This window comes from Candidatus Magnetobacterium casense (assembly GCF_000714715.1).
In the GTDB taxonomy this organism is placed as follows: Bacteria; Nitrospirota; Thermodesulfovibrionia; order Thermodesulfovibrionales; family Magnetobacteriaceae; genus Magnetobacterium; species Magnetobacterium casense.
Genome location: NZ_JMFO01000011.1, coordinates 69,813 through 90,253, shown reverse-complemented (window position 1 = coordinate 90,253; position 20,441 = coordinate 69,813). Strand labels below are relative to the sequence as shown.

The following is a 20,441-nucleotide window of genomic DNA, read 5'->3' as shown; positions in this document are numbered from 1 at the left end:
TAGCAGGAAATATACAACGGGTACTGTTCCCAGAGTTGGAAGAAATACTTACCGATTCAATAACCAAGAAACAAAAGCAGTTAGTTACAATCCTGGAGATAGTTCAGATAGAAAGACATATGTGGTGGGTAGACAGTCAATGCATAGGTCGTAAACTCAAGGAGAGGTATGCAATTGGCAGAGCGTTTGTAGCCAAAGTTGTCTATAATTACCCTACGACAAGTCTTTTGATAGAATCTCTAAAAACGATGCCAAATCTGAGAAAGATATGTGGATTTGCTAAAATACAAGATATACCATCAGAATCAACATTCTCACGTGCTTTTGCTGAATATGCACTACATGGGATAGGTGATAAAGTGCATGAAGCGTTAATTAAAGAGTATCTAAGGGACGAATTGATTGGTCATATGTCACTGGATTCTACAGCAATAGAGGGCAATGAAAAGCCGCAAAAGAAAGAAAAAAAGGTGATTGAGGCAGAAGAGCCGAAAAAATTAGGTAGACCTAAGAACGGAGAGAAAAGGGAAAAAAAGGTAGAAGAGAAGCGTATTGATAGACAAGTCAACGAGAGTTACGAAGATTCGTTGAAAGAGTTGCCATGCGTATGCGATGTAGGCTGTAAGGTAGATTCCAAGGGTTACAAGATGACATGGATAGGGTTTAAGTTACACATAGGTACAACTGACTGTGGTCTTCCTGTAGCAGTAGCCCTCACGTCGGCCTCTTTGCATGATAGTCAGGCAGCAATTCCAATGATGAAGATGGCAACAGATAGGGTGACATATTTCTATGACCTCATGGATTCAGCCTACGACGCAAAAACAATATACGATACAAGCAAAAATCTTGGACATGTACCAATAATAGACAAAAATCCTCGCCGTGGCAGCGTTTTACCAATGTCCACTGCAGAGGCTATAAGATATAATGAACGTACTACAATCGAAAGAGTCAATGGTAGATTGAAGACCGAATTTGGTGGAAATAATGTTTTGGTAAGGGGAAGCATGAAAGTAAAGATGCACTTGATGATCGGAATTGTTGTCTTATTTGCCGATCAAATGTTAAAACTGATAACCTAAACGATAAAAGATACCTAAAAAAAGGTTGTTTTAGCATTATGAGGGAGAAATGCGTCTAAAATCAGAACAAATTGGCAATTATGTCCGATAAAATAGAAGATTTGGAGATTTTTATGTGAGTGAATAAAATTTAGACCTCATTAAAGATGAGAGAGTAGATATTTGTAGGGATTTTTGATTTCTTTTTGCAAGAGGCTCATTTTAAAGATTGCGCCTGATATCTTGAGTGAATACATTGAACAAGCAATGTCTGTTGCCGTATATGACAGGCTACAAGACGATACTTTTGTTGGTCGGATACCAATCTGTAAGGGTGTCATAGCCTTTGGGGCTAAATTAAGTGAATGTGAAAGTGAGCTTAGTTCCACATTGGAAGACTGGATACTGCTCGGACTTAAGATGGGGCACCCCTTGCCAGTGATCTCAGGGCAAGGCCGCTGAACTCCTGGGAATAACCCGGCATGATCTCTTTGATCTGATGGCTGAATATAACGTGCCGATATCTGATTTTTCCATAGAAGAACTCCACCTGCAGCGGAGAGAAGTATAAACAATTCGACCTCTTGCTAAAGTACGGGCAAGTGTAGTACACTGTAGCCGGATATAATAACTGTATGAAGACAATAGCATTTATTGAGACGAGGTCTCCGCTGTCAAATATATTCAGGAGATTCCCTATACCACGTTTAGGGGCTGTCTTACTGTCAACGCTGCTTAGACAGCAGGGTTATGAGGTAAAGACGTTCATTGAGGATATCCGCACACCGGACTGGTCTTTCATTGAGCGTTCAGACCTTTTGTGCATATCCACCATTACCTCTACAGTCCATGTGGCTTATGAGACGGCAGACAGGGCCAGAAAGCTCGGGATACCGGTGGTGATGGGCGGGGCACACCCCACGTTCATGGCAGGGGAGGCACTGCAACACGCCAACTTTGTCATCAGGGGCGAGGGGGAGAGGGCGCTCCTGCAACTTGTGGAGTCGCTTAAGAGCGGAACTCCCGCCCTGAATTCAATCAACGGACTGTCCTACAGGGATAAGGCCGGCAACGATGTCCACAATCCGCCGTCGGAGTTCGTCGCAGACCTCGACTCGCTGCCCGACCCGGACTATACACTCGTGCATGGCTGGAGGAACTCCAATATCCACCCCATTGCCACCTCACGGGGGTGTGCCTTTAACTGTCGATTCTGCCTGGTAAGTCCCATGTTTGGCAGGAGATACCGATTTCGCTCTGTTGAAAGGGTGGTGAATGAGCTGAGGCGCATAGCATCAGTATCAAGGTCTCCATTGTTTTTCGTTGACGACAACTTTGCCGCCAACAAGAAACGAACCAAGGAGATACTACGCCGCATGATCGCTGAGGGCATAAAGCCACGATGGTCTGCAATGGTTCGTCCTGACATATACAGGGACGAGGAACTCCTGGGTCTGCTGGCCAGGTCGGGGAAGTTTACCGCATCCATCGGCTTTGAGTCAACAAGCGCCCAAGCCCTCAAGGACTACAACAAGCACCAGAAGGTCGATGATAACATAAGGTGTGTTGCCGCCCTCAAGACACATGGAATAAAGATACACGGCATGTTTGTCTTTGGTGCCGACACAGACACCATCGAAACGATCACTGACTCCGCCGAGTTTTCCATCGATAGCGGACTTGATTCGGTGCAGTTCATGATCCTGACCCCACTGCCCGGAACCGCACTGTATGAGGACTTTAAGGCAACACAAAGGCTCCTGCACACCGACTGGTCCAAGTACGACATCAACCACGTCGTCTACAAAACGGCCACCATCAAGCCCCAACACCTCCAGGTGGAGACCATAAAGGCAATGGAGAGGTTCTACAGCCTGAAACACTTCTGGCGACACATGAAGTCTCTTGACCTGTTCTATGCCGCCTTCGGTCTGTATAGCCGGCGGATGGTCAAAAAGGCCCTCAAAGATATCCAGGGCTATGCCGATTCACTGAACCAATAGCGTTTGCCGGCTCTTGCATTTGCCGGTTATGGTACACAAAAACTGATACATTAACGGATCGAGATATCTCACAGGGGGGATCATAAAACAGATGTCAATAAATTGTCAGTACGTGGCAATTTTTATACTGATAGAAACTTAAACGACAGGAGTATCAATGACAAACCTAGAAAAGCTACAGACCATGCTCCTTCACTGGAAGCATCACAACGTTGAACATGCCGGCACCTACCATGAATGGTCTCAAAAGATGTCAGAAGAAGGACACACGGAGTTGTCCGAGGTCATGCGGGAGATATCTGAGGAGAGTCTCAGGGTGAACGAATTATTCGATAAGGCATTGAGATTGCTCACAGAAAAACCATAGACACCAGATACTGAGATGCAGCAACCATATCTGGCATGAATCTTGATAAAGTTGTGTATTATGATTAAAAACATTAACGACAACAGGACAGATGCTTTCAGCAAGGACACGAGACTGGCAGTAGCGCAGGGCGCCGAGTTCAGTTCGGACTTCAGGAGAATCCTGACGGGGGCACTAAACGATGATGAGCACTTGAGGCCGTTGGATATGTCGGTGGTTGACTCGCTGCGCAGGATACTTGACATTTTTGTCAACCATAGCAATTCAGCTTTATTCCCCTCCGAGGATACTATGTTTAGTGGTAGCAGCAGCGGAGTTGGTGGGTTTCTCCCCATGCTTCCGCTTCCGTTGTACCTGCCACAGTTGGCACAGAAGAAGATTGCAGCCGTATCGCTGCCCTCTCATCCTGGGGCTGCCGTGGACGTCTCAGGCATAAAGCAGGCCAAAAAACCCCAGGAACAGACTGCCCGCACCGTAAAGAACGAAACCGGAAAAGGCATAAATGGGCAGACTGCAACAGAGCCTGACCAAATCTCCGTGGCTGCCACGGATGGCGACAACAACTCCTCTTCTGCAGAGGCAAAAGATGAGAATTCAGGTAAATACAAGGTGCTGGATAAGTATGAGGCAATCATAAATGAATCGGCACAGAAGTATGAGGTCAATCCGGCGCTTATAAAGGCGGTTATAATGGCAGAGAGTAACGGAGACCCCAAGGCCCAATCCTATGCGGGCGCACGGGGATTGATGCAATTGATGCCTTCAACGGCGGCAGGCCTCGGCGTAAAGAACTCCTTTGATCCCAAGCAGAATATCATGGGAGGCACACGTTATCTGCGCCAGTTGCTTGACCGTTACAACGGTGACGTGCGGTTAACCCTTGCCGCCTATAACTGGGGTATGGGAAACCTGGAAAGAATACCGCATAAGATGCCCACGGAGACACGCAACTACATAGCAAAAGTCGAGGGCTATTACCGCAATTTTGCAGAGGGAGCAGCGCCACCGGATATGTTAATGGCCTAGGGATACACTCTGCGCAAGGAAAACCTCCTGTTGCAGTTTTTTGCGGTAAGACAGGGCAATTGCTGCCAACCTTACTTTTTGGGGACAGCCCTGCCACTGATAGTGACTTGCAACACCTCGATTTTTGACAAATCAGGGGCTAAATCACCGGTTGTCACTACTTGTGCAGGACTGCCGTTTTTTAGTTGGCCTTAATTAATGTATGCCATCTCCTATTTTTTCTTGACTTTCTTACCTGCCTTTATTGGTTCGGTTTTTGGCGTGTCGGCAACTTTCTTTACAGGTTGATTTTTAGCTGTGCTTTTATTTGAGGTTTTAGCTGTGGGTTCCTTGACGACCAAAGCGTCTTTTAAGGCTGCCCCGGCTATAAACTTAGGGACTCTGGCAGCGGGGATTGTTATAGCGTCTCCCGTTCTTGGATTACGTCCCTCACGTGCCTTTCTCTCCCTGGCTGAAAAACTGCCAAAACCAACCAGTGTGACCTTGCCGTCGGTGGTGAGTGCCTTTGTAACGTTCTTCATAAACGACTCGACGATCTTCAGAACCTCGTGTTTGCTCATTTGGGTGTCACTAGCAATGGAAGAAACAAGCTGTGCCTTTGTCATAGATCCTCCTAAAAGTTAGTTATATCGTTCTTACGGCGTAAAGCCTATGTTTTTTTATGATACAGAATTGTTTTGAATTTGTAAAGCATTTTGAAGAAAAATTTATATTTTTTTTGTCTATTGTCAATACCTGTCCAATATCCCCTAAAATAGCCAACATACATGCCATGTCCTGATTTTAAGGGCTGTTGCAACATGCTGATTATATACGCTTATATCACAACAGTCCCCGTTTAGCACTCTGCCGAAGAACTCTGTTTTACAAAGACGCTACATTAATGTTAGCATACAGGAGAGTAACTTCATATGCTTACGTATTTATTTAAGAAGGCTACCGAGATGGTCGTCACGTTTGTGGGGATAACGATAATCAGCTTTTTGATAATCCACCTGGCCCCGGGCAAACCCACGGACGTCTTAACCGATATGAATCCCAAGATCACACCGGAGGCACGCACCAGACTCCTGCAATACTATGGTCTGGACAAACCCATATGGCAACAGTACACACGGTGGTTTGGCCGGGTTGTGCGACTGGACTTCGGTGAGTCATTTTCCTCAGACCACAGACCCGTCTGGAACAAGATCAAGGAGAGACTGCCTGTGACCTTTGGGATAAACCTGCTATCGCTGACCATTATCTTTGTTGCTGCCGTCCCCATAGGGGTGTTGTCTGCCACCCACAGGCATTCCATGTATGACAAGGTTACGACCCTGCTCGTGTTTGTGGGTTTTGCGATGCCGGCCTTCTGGTTGGCCCTGCTGTTGATGATGTTGTTTGGCACGTACCTGCACGTGCTGCCCATATCGGGGCTTAAGTCGTTGGGGTACGAAGGGTTGAGTCTTTGGGGCAAGGTGGTGGATATGGCAAGGCATTTGGTCTTGCCCGTGTTTGTATCCTCATTCGGGGGGCTTGCCGGCATCTCCCGATATATGCGGGGGAGTCTCCTTGAGGTGATACGTCAGGACTACATCACCACGGCCCGGGCAAAGGGGTTAACCGAAGGCAAGGTCATCTACGTCCACGCCCTGAGAAACGCCCTCCTGCCCATAATCACCATCCTGGGATTGTCCATACCGGGACTCATCGGGGGCAGCGTTATCTTTGAGCAGGTCTTTGGCATCCCGGGGATGGGACAGCTCTTTTACATGGCCGTCATGATGAGGGACTACCCCCTGGTGATGGGCATACTGACCATCGGTGCAGTCCTGACTCTGGCAGGCAACCTTGCCGCCGATATCGGCTACGCCATCGCAGACCCCAGAATCCGAAAGTAACAAGAAAAAAAAGGGGCGGCTCCGCTTCTTTGTCGCTCCAGGACGCTCCTGACCCCCCTTGACCCCATTAAAAGGGCCACGTATTTGCTCCACCACTGCATGTTCATCACTACAGCGTTATTTTGCTGATACCGTTACAATCGCGCTAAAGATCGGTTTTGCAGTGTTGTTGGCGTAGGCCGTGATGCTAATAGTCTGGCTATTCACGGCAGTTAAGACAATATCTCCCTGTGTGGTGTGTGTGGTTACAAACAAGGGCAACTTCGTAAATGGATTTTTGTCTCCTTTGTTGGTGCGGTCTCTTATAAAGTCGCTGATTACTTCATCCATGCCACCCGGGAAGGACGTGTAGAGGGCAGAATTGGCCTGGTTGTATACCGCCTGGCAGGTCTTACCGGTAACCGCTGCGTTTTCGACCTCGATACAACCTTGCTTACCGCTACTGTCTGTTACGATTAGATACGGGTTACCCGCTGCATATGAATTCAAATAGACTTGCAGGTCAGAGACGGCACCCCTTGCCGCTGAGTTGATGGCTTTTACCTTATCCCTGGCGTCAACGCCCTCAGCCCATGTTAAAAGTGTCTCTAATAGAGGCGGGGAGTTGTCGGTCCAGCTCAACCGGTGAATCGATGTCGTTGTTGCTATGCCGGCGATAAATATAAGGACAAAGGCTGCCACAGAGACAAGTGTCCATCTCAATTGCCAGGTTGTTGGTGTTTCGTTGCGGAGGCGCTTTAACTTTGGATAGAACCACTTCACAAACACATGCAACCCCACCGCTAACAACGCCAGGAGTACAATATCTAACACGAACACCGCCGTGTTAAAGCTTATTTTTTCAGTAACGAGTAAACAGGAAAACCATATCATTGAGATTAAATAGCTAGCAAATAGCAAGTTCCCTGTAACAAATATAACGGATGTTCTGGGTTTTGACTGTAAAAAATCGTGTAACCCCTTGACACTAAACGATTATTCAAAATTGATAGTGTCTACATTTTAAAATTCTTTGCTATATTAATAAGTTATCATGAAATGTATTATACCATGCCTCACTAATAAAATCAAGTTTTAGTGTCTACGTGTTTACACATTTTCTTTTATAAAACCTTATATTTAAAGGAAGTAAGCCTTTTTTTGCGCAGAACATCCGATATAAGCAAGTAAGCAGGAGCTGCTATAAATATAGTCGCTATAATAGCTTTCCGTATTTTACGCAAGTGTTTTTTAAGCTTCCATAAGGTAAATGTGCCGGCCACAAAAATAAGCGCCATTGTAATAGGAAAAATAAGAACATATAAAGGCAATGGCTCTCTATGGTCGTAGGTCATAAAAGAGATTAACACTATGCTTGAAAGGATATTGGAAGTCAACAGTAAAAGAAAGATAACAAACAAATACCCCTTTCTATCCAACCATTTCATATTAAAAAAGCATAGTAAAATGGGGTCAAGGGGACTTCTTTCCGGCCGGGGCGCCTCGCCCCTCCCCTTGCGGGGGGTTCTGAAGGGGGGCGGAGGGGGTGGGGCACCCCTGCCACAAACCGCCCCTTTCTTTCTTGCCGTAAAGTATAGTTACCATGAAATATCAATAGGATACATTTTATGCATCGATGATAACATATCTCCGTATCGCTGTCAATATGACGAATTGCCTGCTGGTGGAATTGACTGCCGGTGGTATGGTACAATACTAGCGGTCTAAAGGGAAAGCGTATTTAATGATATTTTGGAGAAACCGGCAATCGTGATACAAGAGCCAACAGTACAGGGGAAAAAAATAAACGCAATGAAGATACTGATCATCAAGCCAAGCTCCCTGGGGGATGTCATCCATGCGCTGCCTTTTCTGAACGCCTTACGCCAGGGGTATCCGCAGGCCGAAATCCACTGGGTCATCGCCAGGGGGTTGTACGATCTCCTGGATGGCCATCCGATGATACACAGGCTCTGGGCCATAGACAAAGACCAATGGAAGAGACCCGGGCGCATCAAGGAGACAATTGCAGAACTCAACGCGTTACGGATCGGCCTGAGAGAGGAGCGATTCGATGTCGTCGTTGATCTGCAGGGGTTGTTCAGGAGCGGGCTTGTAGCGGCACTGTCGGGATGCCCGCTGAGGATCGGATTCAAGGAGGCCAGAGAGGGCAGCAGGCTGTTTTACAATCAGCTCGTAGAGGGTGGCCGGAATTTTCATGCCGTTGAAAGATACCTGCGGGTGGCAACCACGACACTTGGGTGCAAGACACCTTCGGTGAACTTCCCCCTACCTATGGGTAATCCGCCGGAGGGGCTTGCGGGTAAGGACTTTGCCGTCATAGTCCCCGGTGCACGGTGGCGGACCAAGCAGTGGGAGCCGGAGAAGTTCGGTCAGGTGGCCGCAAGACTACCTGTATCCTCGGTTGTCATCGGCAGCAACGACGATGCAGAGGCCGCAGCGGCGGTGGTAGCACACTCGGCAGGGAAGGCCATAAACCTTGCCGGCAGGACTTCCTTAAAGGATATCGTCGGTATAATCGCCAGGGCACGCCTTGTGCTCACCAACGACACCGGCCCCATGCACATCGCAGCAGCCCTGAAAGTCCCGGTGTTTGCCGTCTTTGGCCCCACAGACCCACAACTCACAGGCCCATATGGCAGTTTTGGACACGTCTTCAGAACCGCAATTGCATGTTCGCCATGCCGTAAGAAAAATTGCAGAACAAAAAAATGTCTGAGGGATTTATCTTTTCAATCGGTTTATGAAACAATAATAGACAGTGTTTTCTCAGACGCTTGCCGGGAGGTTGACCCACTGGCGGCAAGAACACTTATACGGCTTTAGATATTCAAAACAAAGGAGGCAGATATTATGACTATCGGTTTACTTGTAACGAGGGATGGTTTTAAGGAAGACATCGTTGGTCTGACCAAGGCAGCGGCAGGCAAGGGATACACCGTCATCATCTTCATGATGGATGACGGCATACGACACTCACAGGATGCAGATATCCAGGCGCTGAAGGACCTGCCCGGTGTGAGCATGAGCCTGTGCGACCACAGCGCAAAGCTCAGAGACGTTACCGAGGGTATGATCCCGGCGTGCATCACCGCCGGCAGTCAGTACCAGAACTCAGTAATGAACCAGGACGCCGACCGGGTGATCCTCATTTAACAAACAATAAACAACTGCAGGAGACAACTAACACTATGGCCAAGAAAATAGCAGTACTCGTAAGAGACAGACAGGGTGAGGCGCTGAGGATGAGCATCGGTATAACCGTCATGGACGACATTATAGATGTCTTTATCCTGGACAAGAAGATCGTCGAAAACGAAGAAAACTCCATGAACCTTGAGATGATCAAGGACATGGGCATGAACCTGTGCACAAACATCAAGGACTACGACGACATACAGTACGTCACAACAGAGGAAATTGGCAGCAAACTCCTGGAGTATGACAATATCCTTGCTTACTAACAAAACACCCATGGAGGTAACATGAAAGTACTACTAATCCAGAAACAGGACCTTAACCCCACGGGCAAGGTCATCATAGATGAGATGAAAAAACACGCAGAACTTACTACCATCGACATGCGCACCGACAAGGACTACGGCAAGATTATTGACAGCGTTGTCAGCAGCGACAAGGTCATTACGTGGTAGGCGTTGTACGGTGGAGGGGGGGAGGTTTGCCCCCCAATTTTTTGTTGTCAGAAAAAGTCTTTGCTTATTGTACGCTTAAATGTGTATACTGTATAATTATTGTAATAAGGAGGTCATTTTATGCCTAAAAAGGTAGCGCTATTAACGGCGGGCGGATTGGCGCCATGTCTAAGTTCGGCGGTGGGGGGACTCATCCAGCGTTACAGTGAGATATTACCGGAGACGGAGATCATCGGATTTACCAACGGCTATGACGGCCTGTTGCGTAAGAGCTTCATAACTGTTACACCCGAGGTAAGACAGAACGCCCACCTGCTGCATGGGTTTGGCGGCAGTCCGCTTGGCAATAGCCGCGTGAAACTGACAAACGTCAAGGATTGCGTCAAAAAGGGCTTGGTCAAGGAGGGACAGAATCCCCTGCACGTGGCAGCCGAAAATCTCAAGGAACTCGGCGTAGAGGTACTGCACACCATCGGCGGTGATGACACAAGCCTCACGGCTGCCGACCTGGCAAAGTACCTGCACGAAAACGGCTATGAGCTGACCGTCATCGGCCTGCCCAAGACCGTGGACAACGACGTCTCACCCATCGTGCAAACACTTGGAGCCTACACGGCGGCAGAACACGGGGCAAACTTCTTCTTGAACGTCGTCGGCGAAACTTCGGCAAACCCCGGAATGTTGATCGTCCATGAGGTTATGGGTAGAAACTGCGGATATCTGACGGCAAGAACCGCCTATGAGTACAACAAGCTGCTCAAGAGGATATCCTTTGTGGACTCCTTTGGTATCTCAAGCAACACCTACGGGGTGGATGCCGTACTCATACCGGAGGTCGAGTTTGACCTGAACAAGTTGGCCGCCCTTCTCAAGGACAAGCTGGCAAAGAACGACTGTGCCAAGATATTCATATCCGAAGGCGCCGGAGCGGCAGGCATAGTAAAAGAGCTTGAGTCCAAGGGACTTGAGGTGCCACGCGATGCCTTTGGTCACGTGAAACTGGACAAGGTCAACGTCGGACAGTGGCACGCCGACACCCTCTCAGGCATGATCGGAGCCGGCAAGGTGCTCGTACAGAAGAGCGGTTACTATGCCCGTGCAGCCCGACCAAATATCCATGACATCATGCTGATAAAGTCCATGACGGACCTGGCCGTGGAGATGGCCGTTGCGGGCATCCCGGGGATACTTGGACATGACGAGGAGAGAAACGGCGTATTGCGTGCCATCGAATTTACGCGTATCAAGGGGGGCAAGCCCTTTGATCCAAACGTGGACTGGTTTAAGGCCCTGATAAAAGACATCGGACAGCCGGACCTCAAGTAGCATACGTGTTATAATCAACAAAACGGCCTCATTCATTGGTGATAGCTGAGGGGTGGGGCCTTTATTAAAAAACATTAGATTTATGGAGTAAGTAAATATGTTAAATGAGATGAAGATTAAGACCAAGTTGTATCTGGGTTTCGCTATAGTGTTCTGTCTTATACTGATAACCGGTGTTGTAGGTTTTATAAGTGTGGAAAAGCTGATAACACAAACAGACAAGGCAGAGGAGCTTAGTCAGAGCCTGGCAGCAGAGATTGGGACTAAAGACCAGTCAAAGGCGAGGACGATCCAGGATGCAGCCAAGAAAATAAAAGAGGAGGCTGATTCTACAGAAAGTACGGTAATTATTTCGATGATTTTTATGGTCATCCTGGGTATGGTGGTAAGTGTGTTGATAGCCATGTTCTTAAACAAGTCAATAACCCAGCCAATCATTAATATCGCCAGTACGGCGGAGTCTATCTCCGAGGGCAACCTCCACGTGGAATCCATGCGTGTGGATAGCCGTGATGAGGTTGGCACGCTCGTGGGTGCGGTTAATCGGATGAAGGAGTCGTTAGCTGGCGTTATCGATCAGATATCCGATACGGCGGGGCAGTTGACGTCGGCCTCGGAGGTGTTATCGAACTCTGTGCAGCAGATAACCCGCAAGGTCGATGACCAGGCAACGAGGGCAGGGCAGTTGTCCACCTCTTCGACGGAGATGTCTCAGACAGTTATAGATATAGCCAAGAACGCCTCGGAGATAGCCGCCTCAGCCAGCGAAACCCTGACAACTGCACAAAAGGGCGCCGACGTTGTCATCAAGACCGTCAACGAGGTCGATGAGATATCCAACACCGTCTCTAACCTGGCCCAGGTGATGACCACCCTGGGGGATCGCTCCAAACAGATCGGCGATATCGTAAGCGTTATAAACGACATAGCGGACCAGACAAACCTGCTGGCCTTAAACGCCGCCATAGAGGCAGCCAGGGCCGGTGAACAAGGCAGAGGCTTTGCCGTTGTTGCCGATGAGGTAAGGAAGCTCGCCGAAAAAACGGCCAAGGCCACCACCGAAATCAGTGAAATGATAAACGCCATCCAGCGGGAAACGGACAAGGCCGTGTCATCGATGGAGGAGAGTCTCAAGCGCGTTGAATCCGGCTCACGGTTCTCCCAAGAGGCCGGGACTGCTCTGCAAACCATCGTCAGCAGTGTGCAGGAGCTTCAGACTATGGTACTACAGATAGCCTCCGCCACCGAAGAGATGTCCACCGTAACCGAAACCATGACAACCGACATAGAATCCATAGCAGCCGCAGCCAACGAAACATCCTCTGATGCAGAGCAGATATCGCGTGCATCGACAGACCTGACTGACCTTTCGTCAAGTCTTGAAAAGGTGCTGGGTCAGTTTAGCTCCACGGGTTCCGGGCGAGGACAAAAAGCTGCTCCCAAAAAACGAGGATCTGCACCACAGTCGCTTAATTGGAACAAGGGTTAAGACAGAGAGAAACACACACAAAAAAGCGTTTTTTTATAAGTCGCTGACCATTACGGCGTAGTCAGTTTCTTAGCCTTGGCCATGCTTATAAAACCGGCACCGTAGCAGAAGGTGTTAGCCGTACCGGATGTTATTGCAAACTGTACGGTCTGTTGGAGGGGGAATGTTACCTGCCGGAGTCTCGGACATACTGGCAATCTTGAGACATAAATTATGTACACTATAGCGTGTCCTTATGGTACAATAGGTTTATGACAACACAAATATTAGAGAAGGATTTAGACTTGACTGAAATAATCAATGGGGTGGAAGTTATGTCGCCAAGTCCTTTTGAACGACATCAAAGTATCAGCAGTAATATTTACAGGAAAATAGACAGACATATGGAAAAGGTCAAGATTGGAAAGGTGTATTATGCACCCCTTGACGTTATCCTCAAGGAAGGGCAGCAAAGATTACAACCCGACATCTTGTTTATCAGAAGAGAGAACATGGTCATCGTGCAAGACTGGATCAGGGGCGTGCCCGACATGGTATGTGAGATTGTATCTAAAGGCTCTCATGGTAAAGACACCGTAACCAAGAAGAAAATCTACGAAGATTTCAGAGTGCCTGAGTACTGGATTGTCATCCCGGAGCTTGAAACCATAGAAGTGTTTACCATTGAGGGGGATGCTTACGAGTTGTTTTCCCTGGCAGAAGGTGAGGGAGTGGTAAGGTCCAGAGTCATTGAAGGGCTTGAATTTGATGTTAAGGACGTCTTTGAGGAATAAGGCCAAGAGGTAATCGTAAAGGGCTTTTCTCATAAGTCGCTGACAACGACAGCCGTAGCCAACTCCTTAACCTTGTCCATGCTGATGAAACCGGCACCGTAGCAGAGGGTGTTGGCCGTACCGGATGCTATTGCAAGCCGTAAGGTTTGCTGCAGGGGCGTGTTATCTGCCAAGGCTATGGCCATGCCGGCAACAACGCAGTCACCGCTGCCCCAACTGTTTACCGTTGCCACCTGCGGGGGGGTAATCCTCCACGCCGTGCCTGATGTAAAGGCAAGTGCGTCATCCCTGCCACGGGTAATGACCACCGTTGAAATGCCCAGGTTCAGGAGGCATTCGACATCCGAAATCGTCTCCTCCAGGGTACCGTCAACCCTCCCGGTGAGTCCGTGTAGTTCTGCTGCGTTTATCTTGAGGAAATCCGGTGCTGCCTCAATCCCCCTTGCAAGGGCACTGCCGCTGGTATCGAGAATAACCTTGGCTTGTCTCTGGTGCGCAATGGATATCAACTCTGCATACAGGCAATCGTCAATCCCCCTGGCCATGCTGCCGGAGAGCACTACGATTGCCCCGGCTGTTACCGTCTCCGCATAGAGCGCCTTGAATCTGTTCACTTCGCCGGTTGAGACGACAGGCCCCAGCTCATTGAGTATCGTCTCCCCTGCGTTTTTGGTCTCATCATTTAGCACATCCAGTATGCCATAACAATTTCTGCTCTCCTGCTCAACTTCAACGTACCTAAAGTCTATTCCCTCTTGCCTGAGCATCTCAACGATCATCCCACCCGTCCTGCCGCCAACGAAGCCAAGGGCAATGCCCTCCGCCCCCATGCGCACAACGGCACGGGAGACGTTGATCCCCTTCCCCCCAGGGCAGACCATCAGTGCCTCCCCACGATTGACACCGCTAACCCTGAAGTCATCCACTCTCAGAGTTCTGTCTATCGAGGGATTAAGTGTCACTGTTATAATCATCAACTGAGACAATTATAACATATGACGTGTGCGGAGCTACTTATTTCTTATTTCACGGTCAAATGGATTACCCTGGAGGTGCTCACTTTTTTACTCTTTTCGTATATAATTAAAGCTATGGATGAATATCTGCTTGGCCAACTCAGCAACGTATGCAAGACCTACAGGGTGGGCGACATAACGGTTGAGGCCCTCCGGGGGGTTTCGATGACGCTTAACCGTGGTGATTTCTTTGCCATCATGGGGGTATCCGGCTCGGGAAAGACCACGCTGCTGAATATTCTTGGGTGCCTGGACGTACCAACCTCGGGCAGTTACGTCCTCAATGGCAAGGACGTCTCCCGGACAGATGACGATACACTATCGACCATAAGAAACGAACTGATCGGGTTTGTGTTTCAGAGCTTTTACCTGCTTCACTACGCCACGGTGCTGGAAAACGTGCTGCTGCCAACCCTGTACAAAGAAAATTCCACGGCAGACACCTCCCGTAGGGCTGAGGAGGTGCTTAAACTGGTGGGCCTGCAGGACAGGGCAGACTTCAAACCCAGACAGCTCTCCGGTGGGCAACAACAGCGCGTGGCAATCGCACGGGCGCTTATCAATACCCCCCAGTTGCTCATATGCGATGAACCTACAGGCCAACTGGACAGCACAACTGCCGGCGAAATCATGGCCATCATCAAGGCCCTCCACCACAGTGGCAAGACCATAGTGCTCGTCACCCACGACAGGGACATAGCCGCATACGCCGACAAGGTGTTGACCATCAAGGACGGTCAACTCGTGACTGCCGCATGAGTCTGCAAGGCGTTAGACGATTGACGGGGATTGCCATTGATGCATTCAGGGCGGTTGTGGCGTTTAAGCTGAGGGCGTTTTTCTGCATCCTGAGTGTATCTCTGGGCATAGCAGCCATAACGGTAATCGTGGCCACAGTGGAGGGGGCATACAAGAAGGCATACGACATCATTGACATCTTTGGGCCGGACTCTTTGCTCGTCCTGGGCGGGGGGACGGAGATTCGGGCAGTGGCACAGAGGCAGAAGACCCTGACCCTTGATGACGCCGATGCCATTGGGGGAAACTTCCCATCGGCCTACTTCGTCACCCCCATGGCCACCAGGGGCGGGGTTGATGTATCCTACCGCGACCACAAGCACCAGACCCTGGTAATCGGTTCGACTTTTGATTATACCGCCAGTTGGAGCTGGGCCATAGCAGAGGGGGGAGACATCTCAGCCGATGACGTCACGGGGCGTCGCAACGTGTGTCTGTTGGGTCAGCACGTAGCCATGCAACTGTTTGACCAAATAAGCCCCGTTGGTAAAACTATCCTCGTTGACAGGCTGCAATGCCGCGTGGTGGGGGTGTTGTCACAGCGGAGTGCCTCACAGATGGGGCACAACATCAACGACCGTATTATCATGCCCATTACCACGGTGATGAGAAAGCTGCAAAACGAATCCCGCTACATCACAATGGTAAAGGTCAGGTTCAGGGAGACCGCATATCTCAAATCATGGGCGGAACAGTTGAGGCAATTTCTGAGACACCGGCACGGGATAAAGTCCGACCAGAGTGACGACTTCACGATTGTCAGTCCGGATGAGATCATACGCTTCCTGGTGGCCTTTACGGGATCGCTTGTGGTGTTTTTGGGGATTACGGGTGTGGTGTCGCTGTTGGTGTCAGGGTTTGTGCTGGCCAACCTGTTTAGTCTCTCCGTCAGTGAGAGGACAAACGAAATCGGGATCAGGCGTGCCTTGGGTGCCAGAAAAAGCGACATATTTCATCAGTTCATCCTTGAGTCAACCATCCTGACAACCGTGGGGGGACTGCTTGGGTTTGTGCTGGGGCTTGCGTCGTCAAAGTTAATCGTGATGATGGCTGAGTTTCCGATCTATTTTTCGTGGAAGGCCTTTGCCATAGGGCTTGCAATGGCAATTGTCGTGGGCGTAGTCTTTGCCGTTGCCCCGGCACGCACTGCCGCAAACCTCAATCCCATTGAGGCCATAAGGTAAAAAATACAACACACTCTCTCTGTTACCGATATAGTGGGGGTGCCCGATGAGCAATTGGTATCCTCTTAAAAAAGCAGGGTAAAATTTATTTCCCGGTTAAAAGGCATGGATTCCTGCTTTTGCAGGAATGACAGTTACAGCCGTTTTCCAAGTGTGCCTGCCCCTGGCTCGAACAGGGGTCATTCCTGGCTTGACCAGGAATCCAGGATGCGTAAAAGCATAGTTACCATGAAATATAAAGAGGATACAGCAATTGCATAAATGTTTGCGGTTGTTGTATCATAAAAAGGTGTTACTGTTATGAGCAACAACGATATTAACGACAAAGACGGCAATCACTTCCAACGGTTGGTTGAGGCTGCACGAGATGCCATACTGGTGATGGACCAGAAGGGGTCTGTCATGTATGGCAATAATGCCGCCACAAGGCTCTTTGGCTATAACAGTGACGAGCTAATAGGCATGAGCGTTGAAATGTTGTTTCCAAAGGGGTTGGATTTGTTAAAAAGAGAGACAAAGATAAGCGAGTCTGTTGCTGCTAAAAAAGATGGCAGCAGGTTCCCTGCCGAGGTGACGGTTTCAAGTTATGAGGTTGACAACAGGAAGTTCTTTATGTCGATGATCAGGGGTAATCTGTATCAGCACAACGATGAGGGCATATACGACGGCGAGTCTTATCCGTACAGACAGGCAAAGATAGAGGTAGAGACCCTTCTTAAGCAAAAGGAGCTTCTCATCAGACAACAGGACCAGATATTTGAGATGTACGCATATTCAGCCCATACCTTAAAGAATTACATTTCCACCATCATAACCTTCTTTGAGCTGCTTAAAAGGCGCAAGAACAAACCGGATAAGCTCAACGAACTGCTTGAGGAAGACTATATAGAAAGCCTCGATTTCGAACTAAAAAGCATGTACGAACTCCTTGTCAGCGTCCTTAAGAGTACCTCTGTCAATAACGTTGAGGAAGGCGACCTCAATGTCAATGAATATATAAAAAAGAACCTCCTGCCACTACGCATGGGTAAAAAGAGCAGTTACCTGAAGGTGGAGAACAGATTTCCAGACGATAAACAATATTACGTCAGGGGCATTGCCGTCAATCTCAACACCATTCTGAGAAACGTCTTTAACAACGCCAGAGATGAGGTTATCATGCACTATGGCCCCTGGGATGATGGCTTTTATGCCGAGGGTAATATGAAGATACTCGATACGGAAGAGTCGCATATTATAATAGACGGGCATGTCAATGACAACAACGTGCTTATCAAAGTCTCCAACAAAGGAAGACTTATACCGGATGACAAGAAGGAGTTCATTTTTGAAAAAGGCATTACCTTTAAAACAACCGGAACCGGCTACGGCCTGACCGACTGTCGCAAACTTACCGGCGAAATGGGAGGTACGATATGGGCAGAGAACTTTGGTGACAAAGGGGCAACGTTTTGCATCCAACTGCCACTTGTCAATGTAATAGAAGAAGGAGGTGCTACGGATGATTGATCCGCGCGTTAAGATGCTCATAAGGCAGCAATTTAAGACCATGAAGGTCCTGTTGGTAGATGACATGATGCCCAATATAAAAAATAACATCATGTTGCTTGAAGACCTGGGTTTTACAAAGGCAAACATAACGACTGCCTCAAATGGTGCACAGGCATTTTCAAAGCTGATGGTGACAAAGCCTAACTTTATCATAACCGACTGGAACATGCCGATGGTAGACGGTCTGACGTTTGTAAAGAAGCTGCGGGCACTTGAGGCCTATAAAGATATACCGGTCATTATGATCACGGCAGAGCCCGATAAGAAGGTTAAGGATGTAGAGGAGTATGTTAACGCCTTTCTCAAAAAACCTTATACTATACAATACCTTGAGGATATAATCTACTCCGTGGTGGCAAGAAAGCTGCTTAAAGACAAGAAGGTGTAAGGCAGCAAAAGGCTTTTTGAGGAACGTTGAATTTTCAGACAATTTCATTTTACAACAGATTCAAAATAAAACCCAGAGAGGCTTGACAGATGGAGGCTGACAGATGACAGATGCGATGCACAAGCAAACATTGCCCCAGGGGTTGCTGACCCCCAGGTGGACATTGAGTGAGCTCTTGCCGGGTGGGAAGGGGCCTGAGCTGGAGGATGTTATACAGGAGATAGACGAAACTGCAAGCTACATACAATCCCTTCGTGATACGCTTGTGCCCGGTATGACGTGCGAGGACTTTGTGAGAATCCTCAATGCCCTGGAGCGGTTTGCAACGCTGTCCAACCGACTGGGGGCCTATGGACAGTTGTGGTTTTCCGAAGACACGCAAAACCGTGAGGCACTGTCCTATATGGTGCGCATGGATGACATGCTGGCGTCCCTGCAAAATCGCATACTGTTTTTCAACCTCTGGTGGAGGTCACTGTCCAACGATGAGGCCAACAGACTCATCGCCTGTTCCGGCTCCCTGCAATACTACCTGAAACAGCAACGCAACTTTAAACGGCACACGCTTTCAGAACCCGAAGAGAAAATTATCAACTTAAAGGACGTAAACGGCATAAATGCAATCCTTACCCTCTATGATATGATTACAAACAAGTATGCCTTTGAACTGGAGATAGACGGCAAGAAACAGCAACTGACCAGAGATGCACTCATGGGCTATGTCCGTCACCATGACGCCGGGCTACGCAAGGGAGCATATCAGGAACTTTTACGGGTCTATGGTGCCGACGAGGCTGTTCTTTCGCAGATATACATCCACAGGTTGCGTGATTTTACAAACGAAAATCTGCATCTGCGCCAATTTCAATCACCAATAAGCGTACGAAATCTCGCCAACGACGTCTCCGACATTGCAGTGGAGATACTGCTAACCGTCTGCGAAGTGGAGGCCCATGTCTTTCAACGCTACTTCAAGCTCAAGGGGCGCATGTTAAACACTCCCAAGTTGCAGCGTTATGACATCTATGCCCCCTGCTACGCCTCCTCTGACAATCAGGATAATAAACCACACAAGACCATTGCCTATCACGATGCCGTGGCTATGGTACTGGACACCTTCAGGGAGTTTTCCCCGCAGTTAGAGGTGTTAGCCCGCCGTGTCTTTGAACAACGGCACGTTGATAGCGAAGACCGTCCCAATAAGCGTGGAGGGGCCTTCTGCTACAGTGCCCTGCCAACACTACTGCCCTGGGTGCTTGTCAACTACAACGGTCAACCGCGTCAGGTTGCCACCATTGCACATGAGATGGGACACGCCGTACATGCACTCATGGCTCATGAGCACAGCGTCCTTACGTACAACGCAACCCTCCCGCTTGCCGAAACGGCGTCCGTGTTTTCCGAAATGCTCCTGACCGAAAGGCTCCTGGCTACCGAAACCGACAGAAACGTAAAACGCGAAATCCTCCAAAACGCCATAGATGACATCTATGCAACCGTTATCAGGCAGGCATACTTTGTGATCTTTGAACAGAAGGCGCATCGTCTTTTTTCCGAGGGTGAAATAGACCTCAACGCCCTATACATGTCAACCCTTTCGGCACAGTTTGGCGACGTCGTGGACATCAGCAAGGACTTCAGATTCGAGTGGATGGCGATCCCGCATATATATCACACTCCGTTTTACTGCTATGCCTATTGTTTTGGTGAACTTCTCTCCCTTGCCCTGTATCAGAGGTACAAGGAGGAAGGTGAGAAATTCAAGCCGCTGTTTTTGAAGATACTCTCCTACGGCGGCTCAAAAAGCCCCGATCACATACTAAGCGAAGTCGGCATTGACATATCGGACCCGGCCTTCTGGAGAAGTGGCTTCAGGGTCATCGAAACCATGATAAACCAACTCGAAGTGCTATAGAAGGG

24 protein-coding genes are annotated in these 20,441 nt (G+C 48.8%); 20 read left to right on the top strand and 4 right to left on the bottom strand.

The annotated features are described in order from the left end of the window. The 6 genes from Mcas_RS08020 to Mcas_RS16590 form a co-directional block, all read left to right on the top strand. A partial coding sequence (locus Mcas_RS08020) for a transposase (RefSeq protein WP_040335016.1) occupies positions 1 to 1,085 on the top strand: 1,085 nt, incomplete at its 5' end. A 174-nt stretch (positions 1,086 to 1,259) separates the two neighbouring features. Next, the gene (locus tag Mcas_RS19185; RefSeq protein WP_353740385.1) at positions 1,260 to 1,526 is read left to right on the top strand and encodes a type II toxin-antitoxin system HicB family antitoxin; all 267 of its coding nucleotides are present in this window, start codon (positions 1,260 to 1,262) and stop codon (positions 1,524 to 1,526) included. Positions 1,527 to 1,530: 4 nt separating this feature from the next. Beyond that, a complete protein-coding gene (locus Mcas_RS19180) occupies positions 1,531 to 1,635 on the top strand; it encodes a hypothetical protein (protein WP_156033268.1) in 105 nt (34 codons plus the stop codon). Positions 1,636 to 1,699: 64 nt separating this feature from the next. After that, the gene (locus tag Mcas_RS08015) at positions 1,700 to 3,067 is read left to right on the top strand and encodes a B12-binding domain-containing radical SAM protein (protein WP_052567021.1); all 1,368 of its coding nucleotides are present in this window, start codon (positions 1,700 to 1,702) and stop codon (positions 3,065 to 3,067) included. Positions 3,068 to 3,224: 157 nt separating this feature from the next. Beyond that, positions 3,225 to 3,434 carry a DUF8180 domain-containing protein gene (locus Mcas_RS08010; protein WP_040334984.1) on the top strand — a complete coding sequence of 70 codons (210 nt, stop codon included), beginning with the start codon at positions 3,225 to 3,227 and terminating at the stop codon, positions 3,432 to 3,434. Between the two features lie 60 nt (positions 3,435 to 3,494). Next, a complete protein-coding gene (locus tag Mcas_RS16590) occupies positions 3,495 to 4,460 on the top strand; it encodes a lytic transglycosylase domain-containing protein (RefSeq protein WP_200873657.1) in 966 nt (321 codons plus the stop codon). A gap of 212 nt (positions 4,461 to 4,672) precedes the next feature. On the opposite strand, the gene Mcas_RS08000 is transcribed toward Mcas_RS16590, so the two are convergent. Beyond that, positions 4,673 to 5,065, bottom strand: a complete 393-nt coding sequence (locus Mcas_RS08000) for an HU family DNA-binding protein (RefSeq protein WP_081853705.1) — start codon at positions 5,063 to 5,065, stop codon at positions 4,673 to 4,675. Positions 5,066 to 5,371: 306 nt separating this feature from the next. Here Mcas_RS08000 and Mcas_RS07995 point away from each other — a divergent pair, with 306 nt between their 5' ends. Further along, positions 5,372 to 6,343: an ABC transporter permease gene (locus Mcas_RS07995; RefSeq protein WP_040334983.1), complete on the top strand. Its 972-nt coding sequence runs from the start codon at positions 5,372 to 5,374 to the stop codon at positions 6,341 to 6,343. Positions 6,344 to 6,460: 117 nt separating this feature from the next. Here the strand turns inward: Mcas_RS07995 and Mcas_RS07990 are convergent, their stop codons facing one another. Continuing rightward, positions 6,461 to 7,156: a hypothetical protein gene (locus Mcas_RS07990; RefSeq protein WP_156033267.1), complete on the bottom strand. Its 696-nt coding sequence runs from the start codon at positions 7,154 to 7,156 to the stop codon at positions 6,461 to 6,463. A 537-nt stretch (positions 7,157 to 7,693) separates the two neighbouring features. Between Mcas_RS07990 and Mcas_RS18120 the strand changes: the two genes are divergently transcribed. The 7 genes from Mcas_RS18120 (at position 7,694) to Mcas_RS07960 (ending at position 12,811) form a co-directional block, all read left to right on the top strand. Next, entirely contained in the window at positions 7,694 to 8,050 is a 357-nt protein-coding gene (locus Mcas_RS18120) for a hypothetical protein (protein ID WP_156033266.1), read from the top strand. A 42-nt stretch (positions 8,051 to 8,092) separates the two neighbouring features. Then, a complete protein-coding gene (waaC, locus tag Mcas_RS07980; protein ID WP_052567019.1) occupies positions 8,093 to 9,169 on the top strand; it encodes a lipopolysaccharide heptosyltransferase I in 1,077 nt (358 codons plus the stop codon). A gap of 27 nt (positions 9,170 to 9,196) precedes the next feature. Then, positions 9,197 to 9,499, top strand: a complete 303-nt coding sequence (locus Mcas_RS07975; RefSeq protein ID WP_040334980.1) for a hypothetical protein — start codon at positions 9,197 to 9,199, stop codon at positions 9,497 to 9,499. A gap of 35 nt (positions 9,500 to 9,534) precedes the next feature. After that, positions 9,535 to 9,807 (top strand): hypothetical protein, encoded by a 273-nt coding sequence (locus tag Mcas_RS07970; RefSeq protein WP_040334979.1) that lies wholly within the window; start codon positions 9,535 to 9,537, stop codon positions 9,805 to 9,807. Positions 9,808 to 9,828: 21 nt separating this feature from the next. Beyond that, positions 9,829 to 9,996 carry a hypothetical protein gene (locus Mcas_RS18115; protein WP_156033264.1) on the top strand — a complete coding sequence of 56 codons (168 nt, stop codon included), beginning with the start codon at positions 9,829 to 9,831 and terminating at the stop codon, positions 9,994 to 9,996. A gap of 120 nt (positions 9,997 to 10,116) precedes the next feature. Beyond that, a complete protein-coding gene (locus tag Mcas_RS07965) occupies positions 10,117 to 11,322 on the top strand; it encodes a pyrophosphate--fructose-6-phosphate 1-phosphotransferase (protein WP_040334978.1) in 1,206 nt (401 codons plus the stop codon). Positions 11,323 to 11,419: 97 nt separating this feature from the next. Continuing rightward, on the top strand, positions 11,420 to 12,811 hold the full coding sequence (locus Mcas_RS07960) for a methyl-accepting chemotaxis protein (protein WP_052567018.1): 1,392 nt from the start codon (positions 11,420 to 11,422) through the stop codon (positions 12,809 to 12,811). A 50-nt stretch (positions 12,812 to 12,861) separates the two neighbouring features. Here the strand turns inward: Mcas_RS07960 and Mcas_RS18110 are convergent, their stop codons facing one another. Then, positions 12,862 to 13,032, bottom strand: a complete 171-nt coding sequence (locus tag Mcas_RS18110) for a hypothetical protein (protein WP_156033263.1) — start codon at positions 13,030 to 13,032, stop codon at positions 12,862 to 12,864. A gap of 30 nt (positions 13,033 to 13,062) precedes the next feature. Between Mcas_RS18110 and Mcas_RS07955 the strand changes: the two genes are divergently transcribed. Then, complete coding sequence (locus Mcas_RS07955; RefSeq protein ID WP_040334977.1) at positions 13,063 to 13,584, top strand: Uma2 family endonuclease; 522 nt, start codon at positions 13,063 to 13,065, stop codon at positions 13,582 to 13,584. Between the two features lie 29 nt (positions 13,585 to 13,613). Here Mcas_RS07955 and Mcas_RS07950 read toward each other — a convergent pair whose 3' ends face one another. After that, complete coding sequence (locus Mcas_RS07950) at positions 13,614 to 14,546, bottom strand: 1-phosphofructokinase family hexose kinase (protein ID WP_162176284.1); 933 nt, start codon at positions 14,544 to 14,546, stop codon at positions 13,614 to 13,616. 129 nt (positions 14,547 to 14,675) lie between these two features. Between Mcas_RS07950 and Mcas_RS07945 the strand changes: the two genes are divergently transcribed. From Mcas_RS07945 to Mcas_RS07925, 5 genes are all read left to right on the top strand, one after another. Beyond that, positions 14,676 to 15,359 carry an ABC transporter ATP-binding protein gene (locus Mcas_RS07945; protein WP_040334975.1) on the top strand — a complete coding sequence of 228 codons (684 nt, stop codon included), beginning with the start codon at positions 14,676 to 14,678 and terminating at the stop codon, positions 15,357 to 15,359. After that, positions 15,356 to 16,582 carry an ABC transporter permease gene (locus Mcas_RS07940; RefSeq protein ID WP_040334974.1) on the top strand — a complete coding sequence of 409 codons (1,227 nt, stop codon included), beginning with the start codon at positions 15,356 to 15,358 and terminating at the stop codon, positions 16,580 to 16,582. The genes Mcas_RS07945 and Mcas_RS07940 overlap by 4 nt, the downstream gene beginning before the upstream one ends. A 300-nt stretch (positions 16,583 to 16,882) precedes the next feature. Continuing rightward, positions 16,883 to 18,091, top strand: coding sequence for a PAS domain-containing sensor histidine kinase (locus Mcas_RS07935; RefSeq protein ID WP_040334973.1), 1,209 nt, complete (start codon positions 16,883 to 16,885; stop codon positions 18,089 to 18,091). Next, a complete protein-coding gene (locus Mcas_RS07930; RefSeq protein WP_052567016.1) occupies positions 18,084 to 18,521 on the top strand; it encodes a response regulator in 438 nt (145 codons plus the stop codon). The genes Mcas_RS07935 and Mcas_RS07930 overlap by 8 nt, the downstream gene beginning before the upstream one ends. A gap of 103 nt (positions 18,522 to 18,624) precedes the next feature. Continuing rightward, positions 18,625 to 20,436 carry a M3 family oligoendopeptidase gene (locus tag Mcas_RS07925; RefSeq protein WP_040334972.1) on the top strand — a complete coding sequence of 604 codons (1,812 nt, stop codon included), beginning with the start codon at positions 18,625 to 18,627 and terminating at the stop codon, positions 20,434 to 20,436. Positions 20,437 to 20,441: the final 5 nt, after the last annotated feature.

Bases quoted from the DNA above. Each gene is read 5' to 3' on its own strand.
- Mcas_RS08015 (WP_052567021.1), top strand. From the start codon at position 1,700: ATGAAGACAATAGCATTTATTGAGACGAGGTCTCCGCTGTCAAATATA.
- Mcas_RS07940 (WP_040334974.1), top strand. From the start codon at position 15,356: ATGAGTCTGCAAGGCGTTAGACGATTGACGGGGATTGCCATTGATGCA.
- Mcas_RS07975 (WP_040334980.1), top strand. From the start codon at position 9,197: ATGACTATCGGTTTACTTGTAACGAGGGATGGTTTTAAGGAAGACATC.
- Mcas_RS16590 (WP_200873657.1), top strand. From the start codon at position 3,495: ATGATTAAAAACATTAACGACAACAGGACAGATGCTTTCAGCAAGGAC.
- Mcas_RS07930 (WP_052567016.1), top strand. From the start codon at position 18,084: ATGATTGATCCGCGCGTTAAGATGCTCATAAGGCAGCAATTTAAGACC.
- Mcas_RS18115 (WP_156033264.1), top strand. From the start codon at position 9,829: ATGAAAGTACTACTAATCCAGAAACAGGACCTTAACCCCACGGGCAAG.
- Mcas_RS08010 (WP_040334984.1), top strand. From the start codon at position 3,225: ATGACAAACCTAGAAAAGCTACAGACCATGCTCCTTCACTGGAAGCAT.
- Mcas_RS07925 (WP_040334972.1), top strand. From the start codon at position 18,625: ATGACAGATGCGATGCACAAGCAAACATTGCCCCAGGGGTTGCTGACC.
- Mcas_RS07995 (WP_040334983.1), top strand. From the start codon at position 5,372: ATGCTTACGTATTTATTTAAGAAGGCTACCGAGATGGTCGTCACGTTT.
- Mcas_RS18120 (WP_156033266.1), top strand. From the start codon at position 7,694: ATGCTTGAAAGGATATTGGAAGTCAACAGTAAAAGAAAGATAACAAAC.
- Mcas_RS07945 (WP_040334975.1), top strand. From the start codon at position 14,676: ATGGATGAATATCTGCTTGGCCAACTCAGCAACGTATGCAAGACCTAC.
- Mcas_RS07955 (WP_040334977.1), top strand. From the start codon at position 13,063: ATGACAACACAAATATTAGAGAAGGATTTAGACTTGACTGAAATAATC.
- Mcas_RS07935 (WP_040334973.1), top strand. From the start codon at position 16,883: ATGAGCAACAACGATATTAACGACAAAGACGGCAATCACTTCCAACGG.
- Mcas_RS08000 (WP_081853705.1), bottom strand. From the start codon at position 5,065: ATGACAAAGGCACAGCTTGTTTCTTCCATTGCTAGTGACACCCAAATG.
- Mcas_RS07965 (WP_040334978.1), top strand. From the start codon at position 10,117: ATGCCTAAAAAGGTAGCGCTATTAACGGCGGGCGGATTGGCGCCATGT.
- Mcas_RS07970 (WP_040334979.1), top strand. From the start codon at position 9,535: ATGGCCAAGAAAATAGCAGTACTCGTAAGAGACAGACAGGGTGAGGCG.
- Mcas_RS07960 (WP_052567018.1), top strand. From the start codon at position 11,420: ATGTTAAATGAGATGAAGATTAAGACCAAGTTGTATCTGGGTTTCGCT.